Annotated in this window: 11 protein-coding genes; 8 read left to right on the top strand and 3 right to left on the bottom strand. The window is 40.1% G+C overall.

The window, feature by feature from the left end:
• Positions 1 to 108: 108 nt before the first annotated feature.
• Together nrdE and nrdH are read right to left on the bottom strand one after the other, a co-directional pair.
• Complete coding sequence (gene nrdE, locus ACIY14_RS05470; RefSeq protein ID WP_409001835.1) at positions 109 to 2,268, bottom strand: class 1b ribonucleoside-diphosphate reductase subunit alpha; 2,160 nt, start codon at positions 2,266 to 2,268, stop codon at positions 109 to 111.
• Between the two features lie 85 nt (positions 2,269 to 2,353).
• Entirely contained in the window at positions 2,354 to 2,572 is a 219-nt protein-coding gene (gene nrdH / locus ACIY14_RS05465) for a glutaredoxin-like protein NrdH (RefSeq protein WP_308688582.1), read from the bottom strand.
• A 362-nt stretch (positions 2,573 to 2,934) separates the two neighbouring features.
• Here nrdH and ACIY14_RS05460 point away from each other — a divergent pair, with 362 nt between their 5' ends.
• The 5 genes from ACIY14_RS05460 to ACIY14_RS05440 all read left to right on the top strand — a co-directional run bounded on the left by ACIY14_RS05460 (position 2,935) and on the right by ACIY14_RS05440 (position 11,906).
• Positions 2,935 to 3,198 (top strand): phosphocarrier protein HPr, encoded by a 264-nt coding sequence (locus ACIY14_RS05460; RefSeq protein ID WP_198459672.1) that lies wholly within the window; start codon positions 2,935 to 2,937, stop codon positions 3,196 to 3,198.
• Positions 3,199 to 3,203: 5 nt separating this feature from the next.
• A complete protein-coding gene (gene ptsP / locus ACIY14_RS05455; RefSeq protein WP_409001834.1) occupies positions 3,204 to 4,937 on the top strand; it encodes a phosphoenolpyruvate--protein phosphotransferase in 1,734 nt (577 codons plus the stop codon).
• 258 nt (positions 4,938 to 5,195) lie between these two features.
• Positions 5,196 to 7,739 carry a pneumococcal-type histidine triad protein gene (locus ACIY14_RS05450; protein ID WP_409001833.1) on the top strand — a complete coding sequence of 848 codons (2,544 nt, stop codon included), beginning with the start codon at positions 5,196 to 5,198 and terminating at the stop codon, positions 7,737 to 7,739.
• A gap of 188 nt (positions 7,740 to 7,927) precedes the next feature.
• Complete coding sequence (locus tag ACIY14_RS05445) at positions 7,928 to 8,845, top strand: metal ABC transporter substrate-binding protein (RefSeq protein ID WP_409001832.1); 918 nt, start codon at positions 7,928 to 7,930, stop codon at positions 8,843 to 8,845.
• A gap of 7 nt (positions 8,846 to 8,852) precedes the next feature.
• On the top strand, positions 8,853 to 11,906 hold the full coding sequence (locus ACIY14_RS05440; protein ID WP_409001831.1) for a pneumococcal-type histidine triad protein: 3,054 nt from the start codon (positions 8,853 to 8,855) through the stop codon (positions 11,904 to 11,906).
• Between the two features lie 36 nt (positions 11,907 to 11,942).
• On the opposite strand, the gene pepT is transcribed toward ACIY14_RS05440, so the two are convergent.
• Positions 11,943 to 13,166: a peptidase T gene (pepT, locus tag ACIY14_RS05435; protein ID WP_409001830.1), complete on the bottom strand. Its 1,224-nt coding sequence runs from the start codon at positions 13,164 to 13,166 to the stop codon at positions 11,943 to 11,945.
• 356 nt (positions 13,167 to 13,522) lie between these two features.
• On the opposite strand from pepT, the gene pitA reads away from it, so the two are divergent.
• The 3 genes from pitA to ACIY14_RS05420 are packed head-to-tail and all read left to right on the top strand — an operon-like array spanning position 13,523 to position 17,918.
• Positions 13,523 to 16,096, top strand: coding sequence for a PI-2 pilus tip adhesin PitA (pitA, locus tag ACIY14_RS05430; protein ID WP_409001829.1), 2,574 nt, complete (start codon positions 13,523 to 13,525; stop codon positions 16,094 to 16,096).
• Positions 16,096 to 16,647, top strand: a complete 552-nt coding sequence (gene sipA / locus ACIY14_RS05425) for a PI-2 pilus system signal peptidase SipA (RefSeq protein WP_409001828.1) — start codon at positions 16,096 to 16,098, stop codon at positions 16,645 to 16,647. The genes pitA and sipA overlap by 1 nt, the downstream gene beginning before the upstream one ends.
• 47 nt (positions 16,648 to 16,694) lie before the next feature.
• Positions 16,695 to 17,918: a Spy0128 family protein gene (locus ACIY14_RS05420; protein WP_409001827.1), complete on the top strand. Its 1,224-nt coding sequence runs from the start codon at positions 16,695 to 16,697 to the stop codon at positions 17,916 to 17,918.
• The last annotated feature ends 16 nt before the right edge of the window (positions 17,919 to 17,934 follow it).

Genomic DNA, 17,934 nt, shown 5'->3' with positions numbered 1-17,934 from the left:
GGAAGACCGACTTTTTGGTTTTTCATAGTATTTAAGATACTTATCAAGTTTTGTCTGGCGGGTAATTTAATCAGTAGTCTGAGAAAATGTGGTTGCCTCAGATAAAAATTAAATCACACAACTTTCACATTGGTTAGCACCAACTTCTCCACCGTCGTCTGTAAAGGTACGGACGTAGTAGATTGACTTGATACCCTTGTTAAAGGCATAGTTACGAAGGATGGATAAGTCACGTGTCGTTTGTTTGTTTTCTTTCTTCCATTCGTAAAGACCTTTTGGAATGTCACTACGCATGAAGAGGGTGAGTGAAAGTCCTTGGTCCACGTGTTCAGTTGCAGCCGCGTATACATCGATTACCTTACGCATATCCATGTCGTAGGCAGAAGTGTAGTATGGAATGGTTTCTGTTGACAAACCAGCAGCTGGGTAGTAGATTTTACCAATTTTCTTCTCTTGGCGTTCTTCAATGCGTTGCGTAATCGGGTGGATAGAAGCAGAAACATCGTTGATGTAACTGATAGAACCATTTGGTGCTACAGCAAGGCGGTTTTGGTGGTAAAGACCATCTGATTGAACCTTGTCACGAAGTTCAGCCCAATCAGCTGCACTTGGGATAAAGACATCTTTGAAGAGTTCTTTAACACGGTCTGATTTTGGAACAAATTCGCCAGTTACATACTTGTCGAAGTAGCTTCCGTTAGCATAGTCTGATTTTTCAAAGTTGTGGAAGGTGATACCACGTTCACGCGCGATATTGTTTGATTCCACCAAGGTCCAGTAGTTCATAAGCATAAAGTAGATGCTGGTAAATTCAATTGACTCAGGTGATCCATATTCGATCAGTTGTTGGGCGAGGTAACTGTGAAGTCCCATGGCACCCAGACCAAAGGTGTGGGCCAAACTGTTTCCGTGATCGATAGTTGGAACAGCTACGATGTGTGAACTATCTGTAACGAAAGTAAGGGCACGAACCATAGCGCGGATTGAACGACCGAAGTCAGGTGAAGTCATCATGTTGACCACGTTTGTTGATCCAAGGTTACATGAAACGTCTGTTCCCATTTGAAGGAATTCTTGAGCATCATTGATTAAGCTTGGTTCTTGAACTTGAAGAATCTCAGAACACAAGTTACTCATGATAATCTTTCCGTCAACTGGATTTGCACGGTTAGCCGTATCAATGTTGACTACATAAGGATAGCCAGACTCTTGTTGCAATTTAGAGATTTCTGTTTCCAAGTCACGCGCCTTGATTTTTGTCTTACGGATATTTGGATTTGCGACTAGTTCATCGTATTTTTCTGTGATATCGATGTAGTTGAACGGCACCCCATATTCAAGCTCTACGGAGTAAGGGCTGAAGAGGTACATTTCTTCATTTTTACGAGCCAATTCGTAGAATTTATCTGGTACTACAACACCAAGTGAAAGGGTCTTTACACGAACTTTTTCATCGGCATTTTCTTTCTTAGTGGAAAGGAAGGCGATGATATCTGGGTGAAAGACGTTGAGGTAGACAACCCCAGCACCTTGACGTTGACCCAATTGGTTTGAGTAAGAGAAGCTGTCTTCGAAAAGTTTCATAACTGGTACGACACCAGAAGCAGCACCTTCATAGCCTTTGATAGGTGCACCAGCTTCACGAAGGTTGCTGAGGGAAATTCCCACACCACCACCGATACGTGAAAGTTGGAGAGCTGAGTTGATAGAACGTCCGATAGAGTTCATATCATCAGTTACTTGAATCAAGAAGCAAGATACCAACTCCCCACGACGAGCACGACCTGCGTTCAAAAAGGAAGGAGTAGCTGGTTGGTAGCGTTGGTGGATGATTTCATTGGCAATATCAATTGCAATCGCTTCATCCCCGTCAGCAAAATAAAGTGCATTAAAGAAGACACGGTCTTCCATGCTTTCAAGGTAATATTCACCGTCGTTTGTCTTTAAGGCATATTGATTATAAAACTTATAGGCTGCCATAAACGACTTGAATTGGAAGTTTTGGTCCTTGATAAATTGATGCAATTCTTCCAAAAACTCTGGACGGTACTTCTTGAGAAACGCAGTTTCAATGTAGTTGTGTTCAATGAGGTAGTTGATTTTATCGGTGATTGAATCAAAAACCATAGTGTTTGGAACTACATTTTCTTTAAAGAAAGCATCCAAGGCTTCCTTATCTTTATGAAGCATGATTTGTCCATTAACAGGACGGTTGATTTCGTTATTGAGACGGAAGTAAGTCACGTCTTCAAGATGTTTTAATCCCATAAAATTTTCCTTATCTAACCTGATTACAAAAGAAAGGCCTCTAAGTTAGCCCTAGAAGCAATTTCTTCTGGATGATGCACTAAAATTATGCTAACTGTTTTAGTTTTCCTGGTTGGAAACCTGAAAAGACCTCAGTTGGTGTTTGGATGACAGGAGCAGCGCTGAAACCGAGCTCTTTAACTTGATCGATATACTCAGGTTGCTCGTCAAGATTGATCTCACGATAAGCGATATTGTTGCTGTCCAAGAAACGCTTGGTCATCTTACATTGGACACAGTTGTTTTTAGAATAAACGGTTACCATTTTCGTAACTCCTCTTTCAAAATAGATTACTTTCTTAGTATATCAGAAAAAAAAACTTTGTCAAACTTTTTAAACTAAATCTTGTGCCAAAAAGTTACAGTTTTGAAATCAAAACACAAGATATAGTGTTTTTAAAAAATATAAATTTTGATTTCCGTTGAACTGTCAAACTTTCTCAAAATAAAAAAACTACATACTGTATATTGGCAATATAAATAGAAGATTTTCAGCAAGTTATCAGAAAGGAAAACGAAGAAAATCCATAAAATACTTGAAAAATTATCTAGAAGGTGATATAATACAGTCTTGTAAGGGTTATCACATATAATCCAAATAAGAAACAATTAAAGGAGAGTCAAACTATGGCTTCTAAAGATTTCCACGTAGTGGCAGAAACAGGTATCCACGCACGTCCAGCAACATTGTTAGTTCAAACAGCTAGCAAATTTGCTTCAGATATCACTCTTGAGTACAAAGGTAAATCAGTAAACCTTAAATCAATCATGGGTGTTATGAGTCTTGGTGTTGGCCAAGGTGCTGATGTTACAATTTCAGCTGAAGGTGCAGATGCCGACGACGCAATCGTTGCTATCACTGAAACTATGGAAAAAGAAGGATTGGCATAAGGAAAATGACAGAAATGCTTAAAGGAATCGCAGCATCAGACGGTGTTGCAGTTGCAAAAGCATATCTACTCGTTCAACCGGATTTGTCATTTGAGACTATTACAGTCGAAGATACAAACGCAGAAGAAGCTCGCCTTGATGCCGCTCTAAAAGCATCACAAGACGAGCTTTCTGTTATTCGTGAGAAAGCAGTAGGTACGCTCGGTGAAGAAGCAGCTCAAGTTTTTGACGCTCACTTAATGGTTCTTGCTGACCCAGAAATGATCAGTCAAATCAAGGAAACAATCCGTGCGAAGAAAGTGAATGCAGAAGCAGGTCTGAAAGAAGTGACAGACATGTTTATCACTATCTTTGAAGGCATGGAAGACAACCCATACATGCAAGAACGTGCAGCGGATATCCGCGACGTGACAAAACGTGTATTGGCAAATCTCCTTGGTAAAAAATTGCCAAACCCAGCTTCTATCAATGAAGAAGTGATTGTGATTGCGCATGACTTGACTCCTTCAGATACAGCTCAATTGGACAAAAATTTTGTAAAAGCTTTTGTAACCAACATTGGTGGACGTACAAGCCACTCAGCTATCATGGCGCGTACACTTGAAATCGCGGCAGTATTAGGTACAAACAACATCACTGAAATTGTTAAAGATGGTGATATCCTTGCTGTTAACGGTATCACTGGTGAAGTGATTATCAACCCAACTGATGAGCAAGCGGCAGAATTCAAGGCTGCTGGTGAAGCTTATGCGAAGCAAAAAGCTGAATGGGCACTTTTGAAAGATGCTCAAACGGTGACTGCTGATGGTAAACACTTTGAATTGGCTGCTAATATCGGTACTCCAAAAGACGTTGAAGGTGTCAATGCCAACGGTGCCGAAGCTGTTGGTCTTTACCGTACAGAGTTCTTGTACATGGATTCTCAAGACTTCCCAACAGAAGACGAGCAGTACGAAGCATACAAAGCTGTACTTGAAGGAATGAACGGTAAACCTGTTGTCGTTCGTACAATGGATATCGGTGGAGATAAGGAACTTCCTTACTTCGATATGCCTCATGAAATGAACCCATTCCTTGGATTCCGTGCCCTTCGTATCTCTATCTCTGAAACTGGAGATGCTATGTTCCGCACTCAAATCCGTGCTCTTCTTCGTGCGTCTGTACACGGTCAATTGCGTATCATGTTCCCAATGGTTGCGCTCTTGAAAGAATTCCGTGCAGCCAAAGCAGTCTTTGACGAAGAAAAAGCAAACCTTCTTGCTGAAGGTGTTGCAGTTGCGGATAATATCCAAGTTGGTATCATGATCGAAATCCCAGCAGCAGCAATGCTTGCAGACCAATTTGCTAAAGAAGTTGACTTCTTCTCAATTGGTACAAACGATTTGATCCAATACACAATGGCAGCAGACCGTATGAATGAGCAAGTTTCATACCTTTACCAACCATACAACCCATCAATCCTACGTTTGATTAACAATGTTATCAAGGCAGCTCACGCTGAAGGTAAATGGGCAGGTATGTGTGGTGAGATGGCTGGTGACCAAAAAGCTGTTCCACTTCTTGTAGGAATGGGCTTGGATGAGTTTTCTATGTCAGCAACATCTATTCTTCGTACACGTAGCTTGATGAAGAAATTGGATACAGCTAAGATGGAAGAGTACGCAAACCGTGCCCTTACAGAATGCTCAACAATGGAAGAAGTTCTTGAACTTCAAAAAGAATACGTTGACTTTGATTAATTGAAAGGTCCTTGCAACTCAGTTGCAGGGATTTTTTGTTTTAAAAATTTGGTGATTGATTTTCAATATAGGATTCTCAAATCAGACTGTTCAGGTAGAAGATAGTGCAGAAAACAAAAAAATCGTTAACTGGTTCATAAAATTCTTGACAAGTTGAAAATTTAGGAGTAAACTATTAACCAGTTAACTTTTAGAGAGGAGTTTCTGCAATTTAGAAATGAATTGCAACTAGAAATATCAAAAGGAAAGAGAGTTTCGATGAAAATTAATAAAAAATATCTAGCTGGTTCTGCGGCAGCCTTGATTTTAAGTGTTTGTTCTTATGAGTTGGGACTGTACCAAGCTAGAACGGTCAAGGAAAATAATCGTGTGTCTTATGTTGATGGAAAACAAGAAGCACAAAAAACGGAGAATCTGACTCCTGATGAGGTCAGTAAAAAAGAAGGTATCAATGCCGAACAAATCGTCATCAAGATAACAGACCCAGGCTATGTGACTTCACATGGAGACCACTATCATTATTACAATGGCAAGGTTCCTTACGATGCTATTATCAGTGAAGAGTTGCTGATGAAGGATCCAAACTACCAGCTCAAGGACGAGGATATTGTCAGTGAAATCAAGGGTGGTTATGTTATCAAGGTGGACGGAAAATACTATGTCTACCTTAAGGATGCAGCCCATGCGGATAATGTCCGTACGAAAGAAGAAATTAATCGACAAAAACAAGAGCATAGTCAGCATCGTGAAGGAGGAACTTCAGCAAACGATGGTGCGGTAGCCTTGGCACGTTCACAGGGACGCTATACCACAGATGATGGTTATATCTTTAATGCCTCTGATATCATTGAAGATACTGGTGATGCTTATATCGTTCCTCATGGCAACCATTACCATTACATTCCTAAGAGTGAGTTATCAGCCAGCGAATTGGCTGCCGCAGAAGCCTTCCTATCTGGTAGAAGTGGTCAATCAAATACGCCTACTTATCGCCGTACCAATAACAACAGTAGTAGTTACGATGTAGATAGATGGACCCCATCCTATAATAACCAAGGCAGTGGCTATACGAACACAAACACGGCTAACAACAGTAACAGTAGCGACGATAGTCAAGCGAGTCAAAGTGATGAAGATATTGATGGCCTTCTGAAACAACTTTATGGCTTGCCACTCAGCCAACGACACGTCGAATCAGATGGACTTGTTTTTGATCCAGCACAAATCACAAGTCGAACAGCTAGAGGTGTTGCAATACCTCATGGCGACCATTACCATTTTATCCCTTATTCACAGATGTCTGAATTGGAAGAACGAATTGCTCGCATCATCCCACTTCGCTATCGTTCGAACCATTGGGTGCCGGATTCAAGACCAGAACAACCAAGTCCACAAACGACTCCGGAACCTAGTCCAAGCCCGCAACCTGCACCAAATCCTCAACCAGCTCCAAGCAATCCAATTGACGAAAAATTGGTTAGACAAGCGGTTCGAAAAGTAGCTGATGGCTATGTCTTTGAGGAGAATGGAACCTCACGTTATATTCCTGCTAAGGAACTTTCAGCAGAGACAGTAGCAGCCATTGATAGTAAACTATCCAAGCAAGAAAGTTTGTCTCATAAACTCGGAGCTAAGAAAACTAACCTCCCATCTAGTGATCGAGAATTTTACAATAAGGCTTATGATTTACTAGCAGCAGTTCATCAAAACTTACTTGATAATAAAGGGCGCCAAGCTGATTTTGACGCTTTGGATAAACTGTTGGAACGTCTCAATGATGCCTCAAGTGATAAAATCAAGTTGGTGGATGATATCCTCGCCTTCCTAGCACCGATTCGTCATCCAGAACGTTTAGGAAAACCGAATGCGCAAATTGCCTACACCGATGATGAGATTCAAGTAGCCAAGTTGGCAGGCAAGTACACAACAGAAGACGGTTATATCTTTGATCCTCGTGATATCACCAGTGATGAGGGGGATGCCTATGTAACTCCACATATGACCCATAGTCATTGGATTAAAAAAGATAGTTTGTCTGAAGCTGAAAGAGCAGCAGCCCAGGCTTATGCTAAAGAGAAAGGTTTAACGCCTCCTTCGACAGACCATCAGAATTCAGGAAATAGTGAGGCTAAGGGAGCAGAAGCTATCTACAACCGCGTGAAAGCAGCTAAGAAAGTACCGCTTGATCGTATGCCTTACAATCTTCAACATACTGTGGAAGTCAAAAACGGTAGTTTAATCATACCTCATTATGACCATTACCATAACATCAAATTTGAGTGGTTTGACGAAGGTCTTTATGAGGCACCTAAGGGCTATACTCTAGAGGACCTCTTTGCGACTGTGAAGTACTATGTTGAACATCCAAACGAACGTCCACATTCAGATAGTGGATGGGGCAATGCAAGCGACCATGTTCAAAGAAACCAAAATGGTCAAGCTGATAATAATCATACGGAAAAACCATCAGTGGAGAAACCTCGTACAGAAGAACCTGAGGAAGAAAAACCGCGCGAAGAGAAGCCGCAAAGTGAGAAACCAGAGTCTCCAAAACCAACCGAGGAACCGGAAGAAGAATCACCAGAGGAGCCAGAAGAACCTCAGGTCGAGACTGAAAAGGTTGAAGCGAAGTTAAGAGAGGCTGAAGAGCTACTTGCAAAAATCCAAGACCCCATCGTCAAGTCTAACGCCAAAGAAACTCTAACAGGATTAAAGAATAATCTATTGTTTGGCGCTCAGGACAACAATACCATTATGGCAGAAGCTGAAAAACTATTGGCTTTGTTAAAGGAAAGTAAGTAAAGGTAGCAACATTTTCTAACTCCTAAAAACAGGATAGGAGAACGGGAAAACGAAAAATGAGAGCAGAATGTGAGTTCTAGTTCTCATTTTTTTCATGAAAATATGTAAAATATCTTGACAGATAGTGTAAATAAAGATAAACTATTTACTGGTTAATTAATCAGTTAAACACTAGTTAAGGAGTAATGATGAAAAAAAGAACATTTCTATTATTAATGACAGGTCTGTTGGTTCTTGTCTTAGGAGCATGTGGTCAAAAAGAAAAACAAGAAGCAAAAGGGCTGAAGATTGTAACAAGTTTTTACCCAATCTATGCCATGGTCAAAGAGGTATCAGGTGACTTGAATGATGTACGGATGATTCAGTCAAGTAACGGGATTCACTCCTTTGAACCGTCAGCGAATGACATTGCTGCCATCTATGATGCGGATGTCTTTGTCTACCACTCGCATACACTGGAGTCTTGGGCGGGAAGTCTAGATCCTAACTTGAAAAACTCAAAAGTTAAAGTTTTAGAAGCGTCTGAAGGAATGACTTTGGAGCGTGTACCAGGTTTGGAAGATGTAGAAGCTGGCGACGGCATCGATGAAAAAACACTTTACGACCCGCACACTTGGTTAGACCCTGAAAAAGCAGGCGAAGAGGCCCAGATTATCGCTGACAAACTTTCAGAGGTTGATAGTGAACACAAAGAAACTTACCAGAAAAATGCTCAAGCCTTTATCAAAAAAGCTCAGGAATTGACTAAGAAATTCCAGCCTATTTTTGAAAAAGCGAGTCAAAAGACCTTTGTTACGCAACATACAGCCTTTTCTTACCTTGCTAAACGATTTGGATTGAAACAACTTGGTATTGCAGGGATTTCCCCTGAACAAGAACCAAGCCCAAGACAACTAACAGAAATTCAGGAATTCGTTAAAACCTATAAGGTTAAGACGATCTTTACAGAAAGTAATGCTTCTTCAAAAGTAGCTGAAACTCTTGTCAAATCAACAGGAGTTAGTCTGAAAACACTGAATCCGTTGGAAGCAGACCCTGAAAACGACAAAACTTACTTAGAAAACCTAGAAGAAAATATGAATGTTCTTGCAGAAGAATTAAAATGAGGAGATTATGAAAATTAAGAAAAAGTATCTTGCGGCGGGATCGGCTTTAGTCCTTTCCCTGAGTCTTTGCATCTATGCACTGAACCAACACCAGCTAGAAGGAAACAAAGATAATAACCGTGTGTCTTATGTCGATGGGAAGCAAGACTCTCAAAAAACAGAGACCCAAACACCAGATCAAGTTAGCAAAAAAGAAGATATTCAGGCAGAGCAAATTGTTGTGAAAATTACCGATCAAGGTTATGTGACTTCGCACGGTGATCATTTCCATTATTACAATGGTAAAGTTCCTTTTGACGCGATTTTCAGCGAAGAACTGTTGATGAAAGATGCCAATTATCAACTGAAAGATGCTGACATTGTCAACGAAATCAAAGGTGGTTATATTATCAAGGTGGATGGCAAGTATTATGTCTACCTTAAAGATGCGGCTCATGCTGATAATATTCGTACGAAGGACGAAATTGAGCGCCAAAAACAAGGTCATACTCATGATGCACCAACTTCTAATAATGCAGTGGCGCTTGCTCAATCGCAAGGACGCTATACCACCGATGATGGGTACATCTTTAATCCATCTGATATTATAGAGGATACTGGTGATGCTTATATCGTTCCTCACGGTGGACATTACCACTACATTCCTAAGAGTTCCTTGTCTGCTAGCGAATTGGCTGCTGCTCAAGCTTACCTATCTGGAACTAGAAAACAAGCAAGTGTGACTGACTATCGTCCGAGTCCAAACACAACTGGTCAAACTACCAACCCAAATCAACAAACTGAAACACCAAGCAATCCAGAAGAGAGCTTACAGAGTCTATTGCAGCAACTCTATGCACTTCCAAGTAATCAACGTTATGCAGAATCTGATGGCTTGATTTTTGACCCTGCTAAGATTTCAAGCAGAACACCAAGTGGCGTAGCCATTCCTCATGGAAATCACTATCATTTCATCCCATATACAAAGCTTTCTGCCTTGGAAGAAAAGATTGCGCGAATGATTCCTTTATCTAGCGACAGTGGGAAACCAACACCTTTGGAAAATCCAAGCAAACCAGCAGAGCATCCAGCTCAATCGGATCATCATCATGACCAAGACGGTGACCATGGAAGTCAGGATACCAACCATGAAGATCATGACCATGATGGAGAGGAGCATGACCACCATCACGGTGAAGAACATGATCATGGTTTTGCAGCTGACCGTGTCATCAGTGAGGATGAGCAAGGGTTTGTAGTTTCTCATGGAGATCACGCTCATTATTTCTTTAAGAAAGACTTGACTGCAGCTCAAATCAAAGCTGCCCAAGATCACTTGAAAGAAAATCATCAGTCTGAGCCGGTTCAACCACTTGCAAAGACTGTGGAAAGTTTCTCAAGAGATGCTAGTGATGAAGAAAAAATCAAGTATATCTCACAGACCTATGGGGTTCCGCTCGAAGCGATTCGTATTTCAAATGGATTCTTTGTCTTTGGAAATCCGGATCAAGCCTATGATCCAACCCATATCCATCCCTATGCTGTTCGAAAAGAACATGTTCGTATTCCTCTCCAAACTGGGAATCCAGAACTGGATTTCCTAAATGAACTTTATACGACTGCCCTACGTGATGGGGTGTCTCCTTATAGTTTACAGGTAGAAAGTGGTAGTTTTGTGATTCCTCACGGAGACCACAATCACTACATCAAGGTTCAAACTAAGGGCTATGAAGTAGCTCTGAAGAACAAGATTCCAGCCCTACAATCGACCTATCAACCTGGAGCATTTGATGAACAAACTGTTCTTTCTAAAGTTGATCAACTGTTAGCGGATAGCAGAAGTCTCTACAAAGACCAACCTATCATGCAAAGACGGGTAGAACTTGCTTTGGGTCAATTTACCGAAAACATGAAAAAACTGGCGACCAACTCAACCGCTGGATATCTAGCAGCCTTGGATCTCTTTGATAAGCAATATATCCATGTGGATCAAAGTGTGGCACCAGTTGAAACTTCACCTTTAGATAAGAAGTACCAAGCCCTTGTAGATAAGATCAATACACTGGATACGGACACTTATGGCTTGTCTAAGAAAGATCTTTTGGTACATTTGCAGGAAGCAAAACTAGCACAAGATGAGACAGAGTTGGCTGCCATTGAAGCGAAACTTCAGGCCTTGCAAGATTTCCGTGATCGGACAGGGGTTACAACAGTAGAGTACATCAAGTATTTCTATGAACATGTATCTGATGGTCGTTTGAGAGAAGAACTTCGGAACCGTGTTGCCAAGTTGACATGGGAACTTTACCAGTCACAATCTTTCCTCAAAGCAACCGACTTGAACAAGCTATTCCCAACTATTTACCAAACTAAGCTAGAAGTAGAAGAAGCTCTCAAAGAAGAACCCGTTTCTACAAAAGCTGGTAAGACTATTCTAGATACGGAAAAAGTAGATAGTCAAACCGCTAAGACAGCCATCTATGAATTCCTAAAAGAACTCTACGGTGATTTTATGCCAGAAGAGCGGGTTAGCCATGTTAAGAAGGAAGAAGTGGATGCTCTCCTAACTAAAGTTGCCCAACTCCTAGCACGTGTTAAAGAGTATGGTGTCAAACAATCCCTAGCTGAAGAAGCTGCTAATATCAAAGCGGCTACTGAAAAGGAAAATGCAGACCTTGACGAAGCTAAAACACAACTTGAGGATCTTTTAAATCGTATTGCAGCGACTATCCAACGAGAGGAAAAAGAAGCAGAACAAGATCCACAAACGGTGATTATCTACCAAAAACTCTATAATGTCTTGCTCTCTCTTCACAAGTACTTAGAGGATAACAAAGGATCCGATGCTGACTTTGAACGTGTTGATGCCCTATTTGATCAACTTGCAGCCAAAAGCAGTGATAAAGAAGGACTCCTCACTCTAGCAAAAGAGATTATTAGCTTGAACCAAGAACTCCGTTCAAAATCAAGTGAAACTGCTAACCAATCTAAGTCTGAGAAAGATAGTGAAACAGCGACTTCTCAAGCAAGCGAAAAGCAAGAGAAAAGTGAGTCTGAGCTAAGTGCTCAACCAAACGAATAAAAAGAAAGGCGAAGTAGCTGAGCTACCTCGTCTTTTTTAGTCTTTATAAGATACAATGCCAATGATGGTATCCACTGCACGCTCCATAGTCTGAAGGCTGACGTATTCAAAACGTCCATGCATGTTTTCACCACCTGCAAAGATATTAGGAGTTGGGATTCCCATAAAGGAAATCTTAGACCCATCTGTCCCTCCGCGAATTGGTTCAATGATTGGCGTGATTCCAAGATCTTCCATAACAGCTTTGGCAATGGTCACAGGTGTCATGTCTTTCTCTATGACTTCTTTCATATTGTAGTACTGGTCTATCAGAGTTAAGCTAACGCGATCATTCCCAATCTCTTGATTCATCTTATCAGCGATAGACTGCATAGCTACTTTACGCGCTTCAAATGCATCTTTTTCAAAGTCACGGATGATGTAGCTTGCACGCGCCTCCTCGACACTACCTGATACATCCATGAGATGATAGAAACCTTGGTAACCATCTGTCAGCTCTGGTCGGTCATTCTCAGGAAGTTGATTATGAAAATCAATCGCTAGCTGTAGAGCGTTGACCATCTGTCCCTTAGCAGTACCAGGGTGAACATTGCGTCCTTGGAAATGAAGTTCAGCAGCAGCTGCTGAGAAAGTCTCGTACTGGAGTTCCCCAAGTGGTCCTCCGTCAACAGTGTAGGCAAAGTCAACATCAAAATCTTCTGCATCAAACTGATTAGCACCAACACCAATTTCTTCATCTGGACCAAAACCAACTCGAATTTCACAATGCTTGATTTCGGGATGAGCTATCAAATATTCGATAGCAGTCATAATTTCAGCAATCCCTGACTTGTCATCAGCACCTAGCAAGGTCGTACCATCTGTTGTGATAAGCGTTTGACCTGGATATTTTTCAAGGCTCTTGAAATCAGCAGGATCCAGTTTAAATCCAGAATTACCTAAGTCGATAGCTCCGCCATCGTAGTTTTCAATCACCTGTGGATTAACTCCCTCAGCATTAAAATCAGCTGTATCCATGTGGGAGATGAAGCCAATTTTGCGAGTGAGATTTGGGTCATTAGCTGGCAAGGTACCAATGGCAAAACCATTTGGGAGGTAGTAAACATTTTGCAGGCCGACACGTTTCATCTCAGGAATAAGAACATTAGTCGCAAAATCTACCTGGCTCTGCGTACTTGGAGTAGTAGTAGAGTGTTCATCAGAACGCGTGTTGACCTTGACGTAGGTCAGAAAACGTTCCAAAAGGTTCGGATAAGACATAAAAACTCCTTTTTTATCATAAAATAGAATACAAAACTTTGGAAAAATATGATTTGAGAAATTTTATGAATTTTGAAAAAATATAATAATTCAAATTCAGAAGACTTTCAAAAAAATTTCTGAGTTATTAGAATGAAATATATGCATCTATATTTTATGATATATTTTACTATTTTTTCCATTTTACCACAGAAAACATTGAAAAACAAAGAAGAATCATACTTTTTTGTGATTTATAATAACATGTTTTCAAACACATTGATTGACATACGTTCAACATTATTATATAATTAACCTATGGATGTTTCAAATTTATATAGTAACAGATTTAAACATATTCTAGTAAGGGAGATAGCATGAACATTCAATATGATTTTAAGAAAATTCAATGTTTCACCAGTCGTTTAGTTATCTTTCTAGCTATTCTTTTTTTGTGTGCACCGATTAATTCTTTACATGCAGATTCAACAACGGAACCTCAGACAACTCTTCGCAAAACGATTACTCCGATATCAGGGCAGGAAGACCAGTATGAATTGTCACTGGATATCACATCTAAACTGGGGACGGAGACCCAGTCAGAACCCTTGGATGTTGTCCTAGTCGCCGATCTTTCAGGGAGTATGAAAGAGCAAGATGTTTGGTCTTACTCTAGTGGAAGATACATCAGTAGAATTGAAGCACTAAAAAATACACTGAGAGGTGTAAATGGTCGTAAGGGGCTCATTGATACAATTCTTTCTAATTCTCAAAACCGTCTATCTATAGTTGGTTTTGCTGGAAAAATTGATAATCAGGAGAAAGGTTATTATTATAACGAGAATTATCAGAGTTATCAATATGGAAATTGGCCAAATTGGGCTGGTTATTATCCTGGTGTTTCGACTTATGATGATGCGAGAACTTTTTTGGGCTGGAGTAATAATTCATACAATGCTAAAGTTGCGGTTAATAATATGGCAATTGCAGGTGGTTATTCTAGAGGGTATGAGCAAGGGATAGGCACAGGTACAAATATTGGTGCTGGATTAACCTTGGCTGATCAGTTAATGTATAGTGCAAGATCAAATGCTAAGAAGGTTGTTATTTTACTATCAGATGGTTTCGCTAATATGTATTACGATAATCAAGGTTATACTATATATAACTGGAATAATATTGATGCTAAAACAGAAACAGCTCCCAACTGGTTTAATGACTATCTCAAGCAATTTGTATTAGGGATTTCATCAAGCCTGGCACCTAGAATTGACGGATTTTACTCAATTAAATTTCGATACTCTAACACTAGAGACTGTATTTCCAATATTAAATCATACATAGGACAATATAATCCCAATATCCCCAACGAAATATTTTCTGCAAGCAATGAAAATGACTTGCAACAAAAATTCAAAGATATCACTGATAAAATTTTACCTCTAGGCGTACACCATTTAACTATATCAGATGTCTTGTCCAAGTACGTTCAGCTGTTACCGGGTAATGCTTCACGCCTTCGTGTCGTCAAAATCAAGGATGGTAATGAGGAAGAACTGACAACTAATCAAGTTACGGTTGAGAGTAAGAAGAACGAACAGGGATTAGTGGAAGTAACAGCCAAGTTTAATCCGAGCTATACTTTAGAGGATGATGCCAAGTACGTTCTCAAGTTTACTGTCACCTCTACCCAAGAGGCCTTTGATGCGATTGCGGGTGATAAGACACTGACTAGTGGTGATGCCGAAGGGGCCGATGCTACTAAACTCTACTCCAACAAGGGAGCTAGTGTTACCTACTCCTATGGTATTGGGACCTCACATACCAAAACAAAAGACTATTCTGAGAAGCCCACTTTCAAGCCGTCAGATCCATTGACGGTTCCGGTTGAAGTTGAATGGAAAGGTGTGGATGGAAAATCAAATCCATCAGCAAATCGTCCACCTAGTGTTGAATTGAAATTAAACCAAAAGAAAGATGAAAGTACAAAGGATTCCTATCGAAAGGTCACTAGTTCAGTTCAAACGAATAGTTTTACTGAAAATACTAGTTTTGCAAAGGTAGCCAAGGGATATGACTACGAACTGAAAGCACCAGACGCTCCGGGATATACAGTCGAAGTTCAAAAGACAGGTACGAAAGAGAAACCATCCTTCAAAGTTATTTACCGACAGCTTCCAAGTCTCACCATAAAGAAAATCCTAGAAGGTGAACAATCACCTAATAAGTCTTTCACAATTAATGTTACCCTTTCAGATAAGGATGGCAAACCGATTAATGGCAAGTTTGGGAATACAACAGTGACTAACGGGAAAGCGCAGATTTCTCTCAAAAATGGTCAGGAAACTGCCCTCAAATACCTGCCTCGTGATACCCACTATAAGGTAGAAGAAGTAGAGACATCTAAAGCTGGGTATCATGTCACCTATGACAAACAAGAAGGGACTTTATCAGAGGATGTTCAAACAATCGTCACCAACCACAGACTTCCGACACTTTCAGTTACAAAAAAAGTTACAGGTGCCTTTGCTAATCTTTTGCAATCCTTTAAGATTACCATTAACGTAAAGGATGCGCAAAATAAACCATTGAATGGAACCTATAGTGCAATAGTAAATAATCAAAAAACAACCCTAAAATTTACTAATGGTAAGGCAACGGTCGATTTAAAGAAAGATAAAACCATTAAAATTTTCGACCTTCCTCTAAATGCCCAGTACAGTATCGAAGAAGAAGCAAGTTCGTCTCGTGGGTATCAGGTGTCCTATAAAAATAAAGAAGGCAAGCTTGATAAGGATAAGTCTGCGACAGTCACGAATAATAAAAACAGCGTACCTGAAACGGGAATTGACTTCTTGAGTAGCACTCTCGTGCTTGGAGTCGTTCTTCCTCTAGGAGGGATCTTCTTTATCATCTTACTTGGTCACCTTGTGGTGAATAGGAGGAAGTGATGCTGCTTAAAAAGAAACATAAGAAACCAGTAACGCAAGTCAATCGGGATAAGTCTCCGCCGAGTGTCTGGGGAGATATCCTTTACTTAGTCAGTAAACTTCTGATGGTTGGGTTTGTACTAGCCACCCTTTACTTTTTCGTCTTTGGACTATTAAGATACAATGACGATGGAATGAAGCCCGCCTTAAAAGATGGCGACTTGGTCGTCTATTATAGGTTGGATAAACGCTATTCGATTGGTGATTTGCTAGTCTATAGTTATAAAGGCAAGGAAAGAGTGGCGCGTGTCATAGCAACCGAAGGAAGTACAATCGATATAAACGAAAATGGTCTCATCATCAACGGTTCTCCTCAACAAGAGCAAGATATCTACAAAGAAACGCTGCTCTATAAGGAAGGGGCAACCTTCCCGATGAAAGTCCCAGCAGGACAACTCTTTGTCCTTGGGGACAATCGAACAACGGCTGTAGACAGTCGTGCTTTTGGAACCATCCCTATACAGGATACTCAAGTCAAAGTTGTAACAGTCATTAGAAGACGAGGCTTTTGATGATCATAATGAAAAAAAGAAAATAAAAAAAAACAAAAGGAATAATCATGAAAAAAACATTCTTTAAAAAGCTATTCACTGCAAGTATTGCAGCTATAACCGCTTTGTCGGTATTCAGAGGTGTCCCGACCTTTGCGGATGAAAATGCAGATGCGACAGCTACGGCTTCTGGAGAGAACAGCGTACAAGTTGCGATTAATAAGACTCTTCATATTGCTGAGGGAATTACAACCCCAACTGCCACATTCACTTTCACATTTACTGAAAAAGATGGTACCTCTTCTAATGGTGCTCCGTATCAACGAGGTGTAACTATACCATCACGTAGTGTACAATATTCGAAAACGGATATTCCAACAGCTGATAAAATTGTGAAACCGACTGAGAATATTTTTGATGGTGTGATATATGAGCATGCAGGTGAATACGTTTATGAAGTAAAGGAAACCAAATCTGGATGGAATCCTATTAAAAAAGATGGTGTTGACATTGATGCTATGAAATATGATGATCGTTCATACGAAATGCATGTACTTGTAAAAAATAAATCAAATGGCGGAACATATATTTCATCCGTATATTTTAAACAAATTGGAATATCAAATGCACCAAAGAAAGAACCTTCCGATAAAGTAGGTAGTTTTAAATATGATTTATTTGATAACACTTATACAAAAGATGGTGGTAAAATTGATCCTAAAGATCCAGATCCAAGTAATCCTACCCAAGTAAATCCATTGACTCAATCTTTGAAAATTTTGAAAAAAGTAGATGGGAATTATGGTGACAAATCTAAGGACTTCAATTTCCGTTTCACTGTAAAACTTCCAAGTACTAATGCGACTTCAGCTAAACCTGTAACTAAAATTACCGTCAATATCAGTGGAACACAAGAAGAACTTACAGTAGGAGATGATAATACCACATTCAGTAAAGAATTTTCTCTAAAACATGGCCAAGATTTTACAATTTCTAATATTCCTGCTGGATCACGTTATACAATAACCGAGGTTGGTACAAAAGGTTACACAGCATCGGCAAATTATAAAGAAAATGGCGATGATAAGACAAAAGCAGATGGTATCCAAGCCACAGACTTCACCATGAGTAATATTCTAATTGGCGAAAAAACCAACGATAATACTATTACCAATAAATTCCAAGACGTGACTCCTACCGGTCTCTTGATTGACAACCTTCCATTCATTTTGATGATTGGTCTTGGTTTAGCTGGATTTGTTGTCTTGTCTAAAAAACGTAGAGAAGCCTAAATGGCTGGGGGGAGAC

Source organism: Streptococcus sp. ST16, from assembly GCF_046098135.1.
Lineage (GTDB): Bacteria > Bacillota > Bacilli > Lactobacillales > Streptococcaceae > Streptococcus.
This window is presented reverse-complemented; position numbering and strand designations above follow the sequence as displayed.

Coding starts and splice junctions, on each gene's coding strand:
- ACIY14_RS05445 (WP_409001832.1), top strand. CDS start 7,928: ATGAAAAAAAGAACATTTCTATTATTAATGACAGGTCTGTTGGTTCTT.
- ACIY14_RS05460 (WP_198459672.1), top strand. CDS start 2,935: ATGGCTTCTAAAGATTTCCACGTAGTGGCAGAAACAGGTATCCACGCA.
- nrdH (WP_308688582.1), bottom strand. CDS start 2,572: ATGGTAACCGTTTATTCTAAAAACAACTGTGTCCAATGTAAGATGACC.
- ptsP (WP_409001834.1), top strand. CDS start 3,204: ATGACAGAAATGCTTAAAGGAATCGCAGCATCAGACGGTGTTGCAGTT.
- nrdE (WP_409001835.1), bottom strand. CDS start 2,268: ATGGGATTAAAACATCTTGAAGACGTGACTTACTTCCGTCTCAATAAC.
- ACIY14_RS05420 (WP_409001827.1), top strand. CDS start 16,695: ATGAAAAAAACATTCTTTAAAAAGCTATTCACTGCAAGTATTGCAGCT.
- sipA (WP_409001828.1), top strand. CDS start 16,096: ATGCTGCTTAAAAAGAAACATAAGAAACCAGTAACGCAAGTCAATCGG.
- ACIY14_RS05450 (WP_409001833.1), top strand. CDS start 5,196: ATGAAAATTAATAAAAAATATCTAGCTGGTTCTGCGGCAGCCTTGATT.
- pitA (WP_409001829.1), top strand. CDS start 13,523: ATGAACATTCAATATGATTTTAAGAAAATTCAATGTTTCACCAGTCGT.
- pepT (WP_409001830.1), bottom strand. CDS start 13,166: ATGTCTTATCCGAACCTTTTGGAACGTTTTCTGACCTACGTCAAGGTC.
- ACIY14_RS05440 (WP_409001831.1), top strand. CDS start 8,853: ATGAAAATTAAGAAAAAGTATCTTGCGGCGGGATCGGCTTTAGTCCTT.